At 64.8% G+C, this 14,412-nt stretch carries 10 protein-coding genes and 1 riboswitch; of the genes, 4 read left to right on the top strand and 6 right to left on the bottom strand.

Annotated features, from left to right (window positions below):
- Nucleotides 1-4: 4 nt before the first annotated feature.
- Nucleotides 5-1,291 (top strand): chloride channel protein, encoded by a 1,287-nt coding sequence (locus G520_RS20940; protein ID WP_051228762.1) that lies wholly within the window; start codon nt 5-7, stop codon nt 1,289-1,291.
- Here G520_RS20940 and G520_RS0100580 read toward each other — a convergent pair.
- From G520_RS0100580 to G520_RS0100570, 3 genes are read right to left on the bottom strand one after another with little or no spacing between them, the layout of a single operon-like run.
- On the bottom strand, nt 1,271-2,224 hold the full coding sequence (locus G520_RS0100580; protein ID WP_028533978.1) for an ABC transporter ATP-binding protein: 954 nt from the start codon (nt 2,222-2,224) through the stop codon (nt 1,271-1,273). The two genes, G520_RS20940 and G520_RS0100580, sit on opposite strands and share 21 nt — an antisense overlap.
- A 1-nt stretch (nt 2,225) precedes the next feature.
- Nucleotides 2,226-3,761: an ABC transporter permease gene (locus tag G520_RS0100575; protein ID WP_028533977.1), complete on the bottom strand. Its 1,536-nt coding sequence runs from the start codon at nt 3,759-3,761 to the stop codon at nt 2,226-2,228.
- The gene (locus G520_RS0100570; protein ID WP_028533976.1) at nt 3,762-4,769 is read right to left on the bottom strand and encodes a thiamine ABC transporter substrate-binding protein; all 1,008 of its coding nucleotides are present in this window, start codon (nt 4,767-4,769) and stop codon (nt 3,762-3,764) included. It lies immediately after the preceding gene.
- 53 nt (nt 4,770-4,822) lie between these two features.
- Nucleotides 4,823-4,916, bottom strand: a riboswitch (TPP riboswitch).
- 462 nt (nt 4,917-5,378) lie between these two features.
- On the opposite strand from G520_RS0100570, the gene G520_RS20935 reads away from it, so the two are divergent.
- Together G520_RS20935 and G520_RS0100560 are read left to right on the top strand one after the other, a co-directional pair.
- A complete protein-coding gene (locus G520_RS20935) occupies nt 5,379-6,191 on the top strand; it encodes a hypothetical protein (protein ID WP_051228760.1) in 813 nt (270 codons plus the stop codon).
- A complete protein-coding gene (locus G520_RS0100560; RefSeq protein ID WP_028533975.1) occupies nt 6,188-6,802 on the top strand; it encodes a VC0807 family protein in 615 nt (204 codons plus the stop codon). The genes G520_RS20935 and G520_RS0100560 overlap by 4 nt, the downstream gene beginning before the upstream one ends.
- Nucleotides 6,803-6,805: 3 nt before the next feature.
- On the opposite strand, the gene G520_RS0100555 is transcribed toward G520_RS0100560, so the two are convergent.
- Nucleotides 6,806-8,296: an amino acid permease gene (locus G520_RS0100555; protein WP_028533974.1), complete on the bottom strand. Its 1,491-nt coding sequence runs from the start codon at nt 8,294-8,296 to the stop codon at nt 6,806-6,808.
- A gap of 281 nt (nt 8,297-8,577) precedes the next feature.
- A complete protein-coding gene (locus G520_RS0100550; protein ID WP_028533973.1) occupies nt 8,578-10,308 on the bottom strand; it encodes a two-component system response regulator in 1,731 nt (576 codons plus the stop codon).
- Between the two features lie 493 nt (nt 10,309-10,801).
- Here G520_RS0100550 and G520_RS23755 point away from each other — a divergent pair, with 493 nt between their 5' ends.
- On the top strand, nt 10,802-12,415 hold the full coding sequence (locus tag G520_RS23755; RefSeq protein ID WP_051228758.1) for a methyl-accepting chemotaxis protein: 1,614 nt from the start codon (nt 10,802-10,804) through the stop codon (nt 12,413-12,415).
- 17 nt (nt 12,416-12,432) lie between these two features.
- Here G520_RS23755 and G520_RS0100540 read toward each other — a convergent pair whose 3' ends face one another.
- Entirely contained in the window at nt 12,433-14,307 is a 1,875-nt protein-coding gene (locus G520_RS0100540) for an ABC transporter ATP-binding protein (RefSeq protein WP_028533972.1), read from the bottom strand.
- Nucleotides 14,308-14,412 lie beyond the last annotated feature (105 nt).

The raw sequence follows: 14,412 nt of genomic DNA, 5'->3' as shown, positions 1-14,412 counted from the left end.
GCGCATGCCAGCGTTCCCGGACACTCCCTCTCCAGGCGGCCGCAGCCGCATACTCGTCGCACTGGCGCTGACGGTCGCCACCGGTCTCGCCGCAGGGCTGGGGGGACTCGCGCTGTCCCTGCTATTGCATAGCATCCAGCATCTGGCCTTCGGCTATAGCCTGGACGCACTCGTCGGCAAGGAAAGCTTTCTCGACGGCGTCAGCGCCGCCTCGCCCGGGCGCCGCCTCGGCATCCTCTGTCTGTGCGGCCTGGTCGCCGGTGGCGGCTGGTGGGCCTTGTACCGCTTCGGCCGCCCGCTGCAGGGGCTTGCCCAACTGCTCAAAGACGAGGACCCGCGCCCTCCTCCGGCCAGTACCCTGATTCATGCCCTGCTGCAGATCGTCACCGTGGCGCTCGGCTCGCCGCTCGGGCGCGAAGTCGCACCCCGCGAGATCGGCGCCGCCTGCTCGGCCTGGCTGAGCCGCAAGGCCGGGCTCGATCCCGAACAGCGCCGCATCCTGCTGGCCTGCGGCGCCGGCGCCGGGCTGGCCGCCGTCTACAATGTCCCGCTGGCCGGGGCGGTATTCACTCTGGAGGTCCTGCTGCTCAGCTTCAGCTGGCGCACGGTTGCCCCAGCGATCCTCAGCTCGGTCATCGCGGCGATGGTCGCGTGGCCAGTGCTGGGCAACGGAGCGCAGTACAGCCTGCCCCCGTTTGTGCTCTCCCCCTCCCTGCTGGTCTGGTCACTGGCGAGCGGACCGCTGACCGGGGCCGCGGCCTACGGCTTCACCCGCCTCGCCGGCCGTGCCCGGGCGGGCGCGGCGCGCGGCTGGCGTCTGCCACTGTTCGCCGTGCTCAATTTCGCCATCGTCGGCGCGCTCTCCATGCGCTACCCGGCCTTGCTTGGCAATGGCAAGGGGCCGGCGCAGGCCGGTTTCGACAACACTCTGGGAGTGGGAGTCGCCGCGACGCTGATGCTGCTCAAAGTGGCGGTCTCATGCTCCAGCCTGCGCGCGGGGGCCTCGGGCGGTCTGCTGACGCCGGGCTTGTCGATCGGTGCGATGCTGGCCATCGCTACCGGCGGCGGCTGGAGCCTGTTCTGGCCGGGCGTTCCCTCAGGCGAATTCGCGCTGGTCGGTGCGGCCTCCTTCCTGGCCGCCTCGATGCGGATGCCGCTCACGGCGGTGGTGCTGGTGCTTGAACTCACGCACGCGCCGTATGCCGCACTGCCGCCCATCCTGCTCGCCGTCGCCGGCGCGATCGCAAGCTTTCAGCGCTGCGCAGCCGTCTCAGCCACGGTCAAACCTTAGCAGGGCATCGCGGTCGATGCCGACGCCGATTTCTCCGCCCGGATGCAACTGCCCGCCGCAGGCGGCCACCTCGCGCGCCGACAGGGTCAGGACAAAGCGGCCCAGCGCGGTCTCGACCCGGACCCGCATGCCTTCGGCCAGAGGAACGACGTCCTCGACCCGGGCCGGCGCCTGTCCGGCGCCCAGACGAAATGCCCGCTCCGGCACGACCGCATCGGAGAGCAGGTTTTCGTAGCCGATGAAACGCGCCACCCAGGGGGTCGCGGGCGCCGCCAGCAGGGCGGCCGGCGTCGCGCACTGCTGTATGCGACCGTCGCAGAGCAAGGCGACGCGATCGGCCATCGCGAACGCTTCGGCCCTGTCATGGGTCACCAGCAAGGCGGGAATTCCCTGCTTGCCGAGCAGGCGGCGGAAATCCTGCTGCAAGCCCTGCCGCAAGTGCGCGTCCAGGCTGGAGAACGGCTCGTCGAGCAACAGCAGCCGCGGCCGCGTCACCAGCGCGCGCGCAAGCGCCACGCGCTGCGCCTCGCCGCCGGACAAGGTCCACACCCGCCGCGCCTGATAGCCGTCGAGCCCGAGTTCCGCGAGCATGGCGCAAGCACGCGTCCTAGCCTCTTCGCGCGCGACACGCCGCTCGCGCAAGCCGAACATGACATTGCCCAGGACATCGAGGTGGGGAAACAGGGCGAAATCCTGGAACATCAGCGCGAACCCGCGCGCATCGGGCGACACCCGCGCCAAATCGGCCCCATCGAAGCGCACGATGCCGGCATCCGGCGCCTCCAGGCCCGCGATCAGCTTGAGCAAAGTGCTCTTGCCGCAACCGGACGGGCCGAGCAAGGCGACCACCTCCCCCGCCGCCAGTGTCAGCGACAGACCGCAGGCCGCAACACGATCGCCGTATCGTTTGTGAATATCGATAATTTCCAGCATATCAGCCCCCGGATTCCCTCCTGGCGTGCGACGGCCATTCGATCAATAAAAACGCCAGCAGGGCAAACCCCATCAACAGCGAAGCCAGCACCAGCGCCTGATCCAGATTGGCGGCGCCCGGGCGGCCCAGATGCCGGTAGATCAAGGTCGTCAGCGTCGTCCACTCCGGTCGCGACAAAAACAGGGTCACGGCGAATTCTCCGACCGCGCTGGCGGCGGCAAAGGCCATCCCGCGGCGCAAGGCCGGACGCAGCAAAGGCAAAGTCACCCGCCACAGCACCCGCGGCGGAGATGCTCCCAGCGTACGCGCCGCCTGCACCATCGTCGGCGGCATCCGGTCGAGCGCGCTACCGATGCCCTTGGCCACGAAAGGATAGGCGAGCAGGGTGTAGGCGGCGATCAGCAAGCCGAGGCTGGCACTCAAGCCGGGATAGAGCAGTAATAGTCCGAACGCCATGCAGACCGGCGAAATCACATAGGGCAGAAAAGCGGCAGCCCGCATCCAGACCCGGGCCCGCCCCGCCATCGCATGCATCACGCCGAGTACGGTCGCCAGCACCAGCGTCATGGCGCTGAAACGCGCGGTATTGCCGAGCGCCGCCAGCGTATCGGGTTCGAACAGCACGCGCCAGGCGGCGCCGGCAGACGCCGCCCGCCAGGCGACGGCCGCCAGTGGCAGACCGCCAAAGAAAAACAGCGCTCCCAGCGCCAGCGCGAGTGCGACGCGCTCCTGCCAGTGCCGCGGCGGCGCGGGCGGCAGGGGATCGACAGGCGCGGGGTGCGCAAGCCGCCGCTCGAACCAGGCATAGATCAGCACGCACACGCCACTGAGGGTCAGCGCCATCAGCGCGAGCGCACTGGCATCGGCGAGATTCAGCTCATAGGCGACCAGGGAATAGATCTCGACCTCGACGGTGGCATAGCGCACGCCGCCCAGCAGCAAAGCCAGACCGAAACCGGAAAAACAGAACAGGAACACCAGGCATAGCGACGCGCCGAGCGCAGGCAGCATCGCCGGCCATTCAACGCGCCAGAAGGCGCCAAGACGGGTCGCACCCAGTGTCCGTGCCGCCGCCAGGCGGCTGGCGGGAAGAGCGGCAAAGCCATCGTGCGCGCCGCGAATGATCAACGGCAGGTTGTAGAACAGATTGCCATACAGCAGGAGCCAGGGCGTGTCCTGCAGATCGGCGCCGAACAGGCCGTGCGGCCCGAACACGGCCAGCACGCCGATGCCGGCCACCAGCGTCGGCATGACGAAGGGAAGCATCAGGACCCGCAGCACCAGCGCTCGCCCCGGAAAGGCGGTACGCGCCAGAACCCAGGCGACGGGCACGCCGATGAGCGTTCCGAGCACGCAGGTAAGCGCCGCCTGTCCGAGCGACCACAGCAAGCGCCAGCGCAAATAGGCGTCGGACAGTACCGAAAAGCGGGCGCCGCTCTCCAGCAACAGGCGCGCAGCGGGCGCGAGTGCCACCAGCAGCAGAAAGACGAGCGGCGGCAGATACAGCCACCGCCGTTCCCGGCGCTCAGCTCTCATCTAGCGCAGAACGACCTGCGTCCAGCGCGCGACCCAGGCAGCGGCCTTGCGATGGATGGTGTTTTCGTCCGGCGTCTGGTGTGCCGCCGGGATTGCAGCGAAGCGCAGCGCCGGGTCGACCGGCGTTGCGTCGACCGCCGGATACATCCACATCGTCGTCTGCAGCGCTTTCTGGACCGCATCGGAACGCATGAAATCGATGAACTTGCCGGCCGCTTGCCGCTCTCCCCCGCCCTTCACCAGGGCAACGCCTTCGACCTGCCGGAACACGGCCCCCGGCAGAGGCAGATTGGCCGTCGGTGACTCGGTCAACTTTTCTTTGCTGTAGAACACTTCGGCCGCCGGGCTGGTGGCATAGCTGAGCACGATGGGGCGCGACCCGCCGTTACGGCTGAAATCGGTGTAATACGCCTCATCCCAGCCCTTGCTGACTTTGACGCCATTGGCGCGCAAACGTGCCCACAGGGCGAATGCCCGGTCTTCGCCAAGCGCACTGATGGTCGACAGCAGGAAAGCCAGGCCCGGACTGGACGTCGCCGGATTCTCCACCACCAGCAGATTCTTGTAGGCCGGACGCGTCAGATCGTCGAGCGTTCGCGGCAACGGCAGATGGTTCTTCGCGAACCAGGCTTTGTCGTAATTCAAGGTGACGTAGCCATAGTCGACGCTCGCGACGCCGCCGGGCAAGCCGACATGCGAGGGCCGGGCGCCGGCCTTCTGCACATAGGGATCGATCACGCCGGCATCGAGAGCCTTGGCGATCAGCGAATTATCGATACCGAACACCACGTCGGCGATCGGATGGGCGCGGGTGAGGATCAGCTTGTTCAACATCTCCCCGGCATCCCCAGCCTTGACGATGACAAGTTTGACGCCGGCCTGGCGCTCGAAATCGGCCAGCAGCGGTTTGGGCAGATCGAAGGAACTGTGCGCAAGGACACGCAACTCGTCGCCGTGGGCGATACCCGCGGCCAGAACGAATGCAATGGCGGACAAAAAGGACTTCATATGACTTCTCCCGGCGATTGGACAGGGTCGCAGGGGCAGGCGAAAAACCGACACGGGTCGATCCATCACGCTCCCTACGCTGGTATGACCCAGATCAGGTTGTTGGGGTCTCTCTCAGCCCTGGCGCGGGCACCCCCGGTGATCGTGTCCGCATTATACCGGCGCGAAGCGCCGCGGCGCCATGCGGATTTGGCACCCCGGCGGCTCCGCCCCGCACCCGCTTCCGTTGCTCAGGCCGGCGCTTTACCTTCAGGTTCCGCCTCGCGACAGACACCGTGGCCAGGCCGGTAGAGACAGCCCCCCAAGTCGCCGGGCAGGCCACCCAGCCGGTCCCGTTGCGCTGGCGCGCAAGACGCCCTGGCGGGCACACCCAAAAAAAAGCCGGAGCCATAAAGGCTCCGGACAAACCATCGCAAAGACAGAGAAGTCACAATGCAACGAGTCGGGTTAGACATCGCGCTTTTTACTATGCAAATCCCATGCCAGAACTTAGATCCGCTATGATGCCTACAAAGGCCATTCGGCAAGGCTTCCCCCGCACCAGCGATGGGCATTATTCTTGCCGAAGCACCAGAATACGACACCACGCACCCGAGATATGTTCTAGACATGGATACGACTACCCCGCAGGGAACGCCATCCGAACCCGCCCTTCGCGCGCCGGAGAATGAAACCACGCTCGCCGCGCTGGCCATGCCGATGGGCGAATCCGTTCTCCATCTCCAGGTCCAGGGTACCGCCGTCTACGGCATACTGAACCGCAGCCGCGCCATGACCGAGCAGTCGGATTTCTTCCGCATGCAGTTTCGCGGCTACGCCCGTAGCGAAGGGCCGCACTGGGAACTGTTTACCGGCGACGACGCCTCGTTTCACAATGTGCACAACTGCGCCTGGGCCCGCGTCGACCATCCGAGCCGCAGCGTCACCTTCGGCCCCAAAGGCGGCATCGCCGTCAGCGACCTGATGCGGACCTCCGGACTCGATATCTTCCTGTTCGCCGGCGTAATCAGTTGGGCCAAAAGCGTCTACCCCGATTTTTCGGTCAGCCCGGGCATGATTACGCTCGTTCCCGCCGCCACCGAAGACGACCGTCGCCGCAAGAGCGCCTTCTTCGCGCGCCAGGGACTCGAATTCGAATGGAAGGACGAGGCGCAACGTTCGGGGCTGTACTTCAAGGACAAGGTCAGCAAACTCATCGGCGTCTGCGATGTCGACACCATCGTCGAGTTCGGTGGCGAAGCCATGCTGCAGGCGCTCGCCAAGCAGGATGAAGAGCGCTACCAGTTGCAGCAACGCGTAGCGACCATGGAAACGCAGACGCGCTCATTCCATGCCGCGCTGCTCAAGGAGCGCAGCACCACGCAGGTATTGGCCGGGCTGCTCATTCTGCTGCTGCTGCTGGTCGTCTGGGTCGTGGTATGAAGCGCCTGCGCCGGACCGTGCCGCTCGCGGGCGAAATCGCGATCAATTTCGTGCTGCCGTGGCTGGCCTATCGCCTGACCGTCACCGGTTTCGGCGAGAGCCGGGCCCTGCTCGCCTCGACGGTGCCCCCGCTGCTATGGAGCGGTGTCGAGCTCGCGCGCCATCGACGCATCGACGCACTCAGCGTCATGGTGCTGGCCGGCATCGTCCTGTCATTGCTGGTGCTCGCGCTCGGCGGCGATCCGCGCGCCATCCTGCTGCGCGAATCGCTGATCTCGGGGCTGATCGGTGCGGCCTTCGTGCTGTCCTGCCTCGCGCCGCGGCCGCTGATCTATTATCTGGCGCGCGCAGGCGTGCGCCGAACACCGGGCCAGGCTGAAGAACAGTTTGAAGCGCTATACCGCCACCGCCCCGGGTTTGCGCGCTCGCTGCGCTTGATGACGCTGGTTTGGGGCGCGGGGCTGGTGGCGGAAACCGCCCTCAAGGCCATCCTCGTCGGACGCTTGCCGGCCGACCGTTTCCTGCTGCTGGCGCCATGGATAGGCTATGCCATCTACGGCGCCCTGCTCGGCTGGACTCTGCTCTACCGCCGCCGCCTGGCGGCGGGGTAAACCTTACTTCGCATCCCGCTGCAACAAACGGTGATGCTCGGCCAGGCGGATCCGGTGCAAGGGAATCATGCGCGTCTTGTGCTTGAATTTGTACCCGAACCAGAACAACGCGAACAGTGGAATCCCGATATACGTCGCGATGATTCCGTTCCAGTCGATTTGACGCGCCATGAAGGCGGCGTAGTTCTGCCCAAGCATGATGGCCAGGCATAAACCGAATGCAAACAAGGGCCCCAGGGGAAACCAGCGCGCCCGATAGTGCAGGCGGTCGAGATCGTAGCCTTGATGGACATAAGAGCGACGGAAGCGGTAGTGGCAGATCGCGATGCCGAGCCAGGCGATGAAACCGGTCATTCCCGACGAATTGAGCAGCCACAGATAGACGGCATTGTTATTCGCCAGCGAGGTCAGGAAACACAGGCAGGCCACCAGCGCCGTCGCATATAAGGCATTGCGCGGCACGCCGTTGTCGGTCAGCCGCGAGAACAGGCGCGGCGCCATCTTGTTGTGCGCCATGGTGTAGAGCATGCGCGTGGAGGCATACATGCCGGAATTACCGGCGGACAGCACGGCAGTCAGAATCACCGCATTCATCAGGCTGGCAGCGAAGGCCAGCCCTGCGCGTTGAAACACCAGGGTGAACGGACTCGCGCCGACATCCTCGACGCCATTCTTCAGCAGCGACGGATCGTTGTACGGCAGGATCAGTCCGATCACCAGAATGGACAAGGCGTAAAACATCAGGATACGCCAGAAAATCTGCCGCACGGCTCGCGGGATGGTCTGGCCCGGCCGCTCCGACTCACCGGCAGCGACACCGATCAGTTCCGTCCCCTGGAAGGAAAAACCGACGATCATCGCCACTCCGATAAAGGCCGGCATGCCGCCGACGAACGGTCCGGCACCATAGGTGAAGGTCGTCAGCCCCGGCGCGAACCCCTTGACGGGTGGATGGCGCATGATGCCGGAGATCATCAGCACGCCGATCGCGATGAAAGCGATGATGGTGACGACTTTCAACAGCGAAAACCAGTATTCGGCCTCGCCGAAGCCCTTGACCGAAAAATAGTTGAGCGCAAAGATCAGCACCAGAAAACCCGCGCTCCACCACCATCCCGGATAGGCGGGAAACCAGTAATGCATGATGATGGCCGCCGCGGCCAGCTCGACGGCAATGGTGACCGCCCAGTTGTACCAGTAGTTCCAGCCGAGGGCAAAGCCGAAGGCCGGGTCGACGAATTCCGATCCATACACCTGGAAGGAACCGGAAACCGGCATGAAGGCGGCCATTTCACCGAGGCTGGTCATCAAAAAATAAACCATGACTCCGATCAGTCCATAGGCCAGCAGCGCGCCGCCGGGTCCGGCAGAGGCAACGGTGGCGCCGGAGGCCAGAAAAAGCCCGGTCCCGATCGAGCCGCCTATTGCCAGCATGGACAGATGCCGCGCCTGCAGCGCACGGCGCAGCCCAGGCTGTTCTTGATTGTTTTCCATAATATGAGGCCGTATCTCTTGGATTCGATCGCAGCACCGCCCCCGCTGGCGATGCGCCTGCGCAATCAGAACCTTGGTTTTTTTCGCGGGGAAACGGCAAATTTTGGCAGCGATCCTGCTGAACTTCCAGCCTTTATCAGATTTTTTTACTGATTTCTTGTCAAATTACGGCAATTCACGATGAACGCCCGCCCAGGCGGGCGGGCGCGACAATAGAGAACGAACCGATGCACGCACAGGTCTGCGCGAACCGGCCCGTCTGGCCGGCAAGGGGCCGGCCCTCAGTCAATCTGCAGCACGAATCCGCCGAGCAACATGCTGCGACAGGCCTCGGCGCTAACCGGCGGACTGAACAGATACCCCTGCAAGGCCTCGCACTTGGCCTCGATCAGCAGGATCATCTGCTCCCGGGTTTCCACCTCATCCGCCACCACGTCCAGGCACAACTCGTGCGCGAGCGCGATCAAGGCGCGTACGATGGCCAGATCGCCGGGATCGTCGGCGATGCCCTGCACGAAGCTGCGATCGAGCTTCAGACGCGTGAGCGGAAAGCGCTTGAGCGAAACCAGGCTGGAATAGCCGCTGCCGAAGTCCTTGAACGACAGTTTCAGGCCCAAGGCGCGCAGGCGTAGCATGGTATCCACACAGAACTTGGGATCGCGCATCGTCGCCGCCTCGCTCAGCCCCAGCTCCAGCGCTCCCGCTTCGATGCCGTGAAGATGCAGCACGCCCTCCAGATCGCCGATCAGGGTGCCGGCAAAAAACAGCCCGGGCGACAGGTTCAGCGACAGGCAGGGCGCCTGCACGCCTGCCTCGCGCCATTTACGCAGTTGCAGGCACCCCTGGTTCAGCACCCAGCAGTCGAGCAGCGGCATCAGGCCGCAGAACTCGGCCAGAGGGACAAAATCGCCTGCCTTGAGTATGCCCAGCCGCGGATGGTGCCAGCACAGTACGGCCTCGAGCCCGATGATGCGCCCCCCCGCCAGCTCGGCCTGCGGTTGATACAGCAATTGCAAGCCGCCATCCGGCTCCAGCGCCGCACGCAACTCGTCCTCCACCTGCTGGCGCTGCTGCGTCTCCGTCCTCGGTCCGTGGCACACCCGGTGCCGGCACACCGCATCGCGTTCGGAACTGCGCAACTCGTATTCGGCACTGTGCATCAGGGCGACTGCATCCGCTCCGTCTTCCGGGTAGCGCGCGAGTCCGCTATAGACCGGCAGCGACCAGAATTGTCCGGCGATCAGAATCGGGTCGCGCAGACGCTCCAGCAACAGCGGAACCCATGCGGACGCGCGGGCGTCCTCGCCGCCGAGTACGATGGCAAACCGAAATGCGCCGATGCGGGCCACCAGGTCGTCGACGTCGAGCCACTTGCTCAGGCGCTCGACCGTATGCTCGAGAACGCCCGCCGCGTGCAGACCGGAACCTTCGCTTTCGCCGACCATCTCGACCGCTCCCAGCTCGATCACGAGCAGTACCATTCCATGCAGCATCGCATGACCGCGACAACGGGCATCCAGCTGCGCCATGAAACGGTCGTGGCCGGGCAGGCCGGTTTCGGCATCGAACTCTTCGTCCATAACCGATCCCGTCTCGTCCAGCGGAGACAGCGCCCGGTGCAGCTCGACCTCGGCCAGGACGCACCGCACCATTGCGGGCAGCTCGCTCAAATGTATCCAGAACACGAGATCGCTGCATCCGAGGCACATCGCCTCGATCACATCGTTGTCGCAAGACAGGTCGGAGACGAAAATCAGCGGCAAGCCGGACGCGTAGCGATTGCGAAACCGCAGTACCGCCAAACCATCAATACAGCGCAAGGGATACTCGGCCACGATCATGTCAGGCGGACGGTTTTCGAGCTCGCGCTGCAGCATCTCCAGCGACACGATACAGCTCACCTCTCTCGCCAGGCCGGTCGAGACCAGCTGATCGCGAATCCGGAAACCGCCCGCTTCATCGTTTTCCAGCAGCAGCACGCGCTGACAGAGCGCATTGAACGTCACATCCATAGTAGGTCCTTTTCCCGTACCGAGACTTACCGTGCAACAGAAACCGGCACGGAGGGTAGATGTCTCCTTCCGCAGGGAGGGAGGCATAGACCCGGTTCACAACCATCAGGCACCCGGAGCGCAGAGAGTCGGCGCACCACCGTGTCTGCCTACACCAGACTAGTGCACTGCACGGCACCGATACTTGAGCAAATAATGCTTATTCGGCACTGCACCATTGCCCGGCGCGCCGCACCGCAGACATGAAGCCGGCAACGGCCTCGACGAGGCAGAACCGGCCGACGCTTTGCGCCCGGACGGATTCGCACCACTCGAAATGGAAGTCGATGCGACCTCAAGCGGTCTTTTTGACAGGGCGGCGTCTTTTCATGTCAGTCGGCCCTCGTACGGGATTCCCCTTGCATTGATAGGGAAACACTAGGCAAAAGCGGTCAGTATTTGTAAGATAGGCCAAACTGGCCTGACCACCAGACCACAAAAAAGAGGAGTCCGCATGCGCATCACTCATCGTCTGATCATTCTCGTCGTCACCGGCGTCGTCGGTCTGCTGGCGATTGGAGGCGTCGCCCTGCAGCAGAGCGCGCTATTCCAGCAGCGTCTGGATCAAGTCAATACCACCACCCTGCCCGGTGTCGTGCGCCTGCACGACACCATGTCTTCGTTCTACAAGGCCCGCATCGATATTTCGTTTCTGATTTCGGCGCAGTCGCCGGCCGAAGCGCAAGATCGTCAGAAAAGCCTGGCTGGTAATTGGGGCGACTTCGTCGCCGGTATCCAGGCCTATGGTCCGCTGGTCGACGACGATGCCGACCGCGACATCTGGGCGCAGGAGCGGGCGCTGGCGGAACAGGCGACGGCGAAGAAAGATCTGCTGCGCACCAGGGTCATGACCGACCCTTCCCTCGGGCGTGCCGCCTATCTGCAAGAGCTGAGGCCACTGGCCAACAGGATGCAGGACCTGATGGCGCTGCATATCAAGCACAAGACCGGGATCGCGCGTCAGTACAAGGAAAACGCGCTGATCGCCTATCAGCGTGCCAAGTTGATTGAAATCTCGGTCTGCGTGCTGTTTATCGCCCTGCTGGCCATCAACACGCAGATCATCTGGCGTACCGTGGTATCGGCAGTCCGTTCCGCACGCACCGCAATGGTCGAAATCGAAGAAAACCTGGACTTCGCCGCGCGCGCGCCGATCGCACGGGGAGATGAAGTGGGAGAACTGCTCGGCGCCTTCAATCGCTTGCTCGCGCGTTTACAGCAGAGCCTGGGGCAGGTGCGCGACTCGATCGGCCATATCCATTTCGCGGCGGACGAGATGGCGGCCGGCAGCACCCGCATCGCTGCAGCCAGTCGGCAACAGAGCGAGGACTCGGCCAGCCTGGCCGCCGCCATCGAACAAATGACGACCAGCATCGACCACATCGCCGCACGGGCGCAGGAAGCACGCGCGCTGGCTCTGGATGCAGCCGCCAAGGCCGACCAGGGCGGCGGCATCATTCTGAATACCGTGGAAGGCATCCGCCTGATAGCGGACCACGTCAAACAGGCATCGGCCCAGGTCGATGCCTTGCGCGGCCAGGGCGAAGCGATCGCCAGTGTGGTCGGCGTGATTCGAGGTATCGCGGAACAGACCAATCTGCTGGCGCTGAATGCGGCCATCGAGGCGGCACGCGCCGGCGAATCCGGACGCGGTTTCGCCGTGGTCGCCGACGAAGTGAGAAAACTGGCGGAACGCACGCAAAGCTCGACCGGGGAAATTGCCGGCATCATACAGACGATAGAACAGGGCACCGGCGCGGCGGTCGACGGCATGCAGCATCTGCTTGAACGCGTCGACCGACAGGCCGGGGACGCCGCGCAGGCGGGAGATTCGATACAGGCCATCCGCCAGGGCCATCAGGCGGTGATGGAACAGGTCGCCGATATCGCCGCGGCGATCGAAGAGCAAAGCAGGACGAGCAATGCCATGGCGCGCCGGGTCGAGGATATCGCCTCGATGACCGAACGCAACGCCAGCGGCGCCGACGGCGCGGCCGCGACCGCCCGCGCGCTGCGCGGGGAAACCGCAGACATAGAGCGCACGCTATCCGGGTACCGCCTGGCCTGAGCCATGATGGCCGCAGCTCAGCCCGGCATGCGCCGCCCTGCGCGCTCGTCGCCGGAAGACGCCATGCCGTCCGCGCCGAGAAACCCGCCGCTCTGGTGCGCCCATAGACGGGCATACAAACCGCCGCGCGCCAGCAGCGCGGCGTGACGGCCTTCTTCCACGATACGCCCGCGATCCATCACGATCAGACGATCCATTGCCACCAGCGTCGACAAACGGTGCGCGATGGCCAGCACGGTCTTGCCTTCCATCAGACGGTACAGACAGCTCTGGATCGCGGCTTCGACCTCGGAGTCGAGCGCGCTGGTCGCCTCGTCCAGCAACAGGATGGGGGCATCCTTGAGCAGGACGCGGGCAATGGCGATGCGCTGGCGCTGGCCGCCCGATAATTTGACCCCGCGCTCACCGACATGGGCGTCAAAGCCACGGCGCCCGCTCGCGTCGACGAGCGCCAGGATGAAGTCCAGCGCTTGCGCGCGGCTGGCGGCCAGCCGCATGTCCTCGTCGCCGGCTTCGGGACGGCCATAGAGGATGTTCTCGCGCACAGAGCGGTGCAGTAGCGAGGTGTCCTGGGTCACCATGCCGATCTGGCGGCGCAAACTCTGCTGCGTTACGCCGGCAATGTCCTGACCGTCGATCAGGATGCGCCCTTGCTCGAGGTCGTAAAAACGCAGCAGCAGATTGACCAGCGTCGACTTGCCGGCGCCGGAGGGGCCGACCAGGCCGATCTTCTCGCCCGAACGTATCGTCAGCGAGACGTCGTCCAGCACCGCCTGGCTCCCGCCATAGGCGAACGTGACCCGCTCGAAGCGGATTTCACCGCGATCGACGGCGAGGGGCGCGGCCAGGGTGCGATCGGGCACGGCAACCGGACGCGACAAGGTGGCGATGCCATCCTGCACGGTCCCGATATGCTCGAACAGCGAGGCCATTTCCCACATGATCCAGTGCGAAATGCCGTTCAGCCGCAAGGCCATCGCCGTCGACGCCGCCACCGCGCCCACGCCGAGCCGGCCATGGCGCCACTGCCAGAGCGCCACCGCCGCACACCCCGCGACCAACAGAACGTTCAGGCTATGGTTGACGACCTCGAAGCTCCCCACCAGCCGCATCTGGCGATAGGAAGACTGCATGAACTCCTGCATCGCCGAGCGCGCGAACGCCGCCTCCCGCCGCGCATGCGAGAACAGTTTGACGGTGGCGATATTGGTATAGGCGTCGGTGATACGCCCCGTCATCAGCGAGCGGGCGTCGGCCTGCTGCGACGCGACGCGTCCGAGGCGCGGCACGAAATGGAACAGCGTCAGCAGATAACAGGCGAGCCAGACCAGGAAGGGCAGCAGCAGGAAGCGATCGAAAGAACCGACGACGGCGACGATGGAAACGAAGTAGATAACCACGAAAACCAGAATATCGGCGACGATCATCACCATGTCGCGCACGGCCATCGCCGTCTGCATCACCTTGGTCGCGACCCGGCCCGCAAATTCGTCCTGATAGAAACTCAGGCTCTGGCCGAGCAGCAGGCGGTGGAAATCCCAGCGCAGCCGCATGGGATAATTGGAAGAAAGGGCCTGATACTTGATCAGTGTCTGCGCCGCGACGACGAGCGGGCTGGCCAGCACGACCCCGGCGAGCCACAGCAGCGGCTCGCGCTCCATCGTCCAGAACGCGGACGGCGGCACCCGGCCCAGCCAGTCGACGATACGTCCGAGCATGCCGAACAGAACCGCTTCAAAGGCGCCGATGAACGCCGTCAGCAGCGTCATCGCCGCGATCAGACCGCGCAAGCCGCGGGTCGAAGCCCAGACGAAAGCAAGAAAGCGCGCCGGCAATGGCGGCGGTTCGCGCTCGGGATACGGATCCAGCCGCTGTTCGAACCAGGCAAACACGCCGCGCCTCCTTTCACCGGCGGCACGGCGCTTCCGTGCCAGCCACGACAATAGGACAGTGCAACGGCGCTGGCAAGCGATCGCGCAGGCGGCAGCCGGGGCTGG

It is taken from the genome of Paludibacterium yongneupense DSM 18731 (assembly GCF_000422925.1).
GTDB lineage: Bacteria > Pseudomonadota > Gammaproteobacteria > Burkholderiales > Chromobacteriaceae > Paludibacterium > Paludibacterium yongneupense.
The sequence above is the reverse complement of the archived record's forward strand: the minus strand, read 5'-3'. Positions and strand labels throughout refer to the sequence as shown.